The sequence below is a fragment of the Mesorhizobium sp. WSM4844 genome (genome assembly GCF_055811775.1).
Genome location: NZ_JBVVQB010000218.1, coordinates 1 through 296 on the forward strand (window position 1 = coordinate 1; position 296 = coordinate 296).

Annotated in this window: 1 protein-coding gene; it reads left to right on the forward strand. The window is 56.1% G+C overall.

The genetic code is table 11. The features are described 5' to 3' along the window. The coding region (locus AC0L2A_RS36505; RefSeq protein ID WP_473613030.1) for a transposase at positions 1 to 296 on the forward strand (296 nt) is incomplete at both ends.

Below are 296 nucleotides of genomic sequence, written 5' to 3' on the forward strand. Positions count from 1 at the left end.
GCGCTCGATTATGTGCCGCGCAAGGTCGATGACGACTGCCTGATGGAGCTCAGATGGTTCTATGACCGGCGCGACCTCGCCGAGGTCAAGCGCGACTTGGCGCAGTGGATCGCCAAATGGCAGGCCAAATACCCGAAGCTGGTGGATTGGGTGGAGAACAACATCGAGGAGACGCTGAGCTTCTATCGGCTGCCGCTGCCGCATCACAAGCACATGAAGTCGACGGATGACATCGACAAGCCTGATTTCGGCTTTTTGGCTTTTTCGACTCCTGTTCGTTTCTTTGTTCGGCTTCA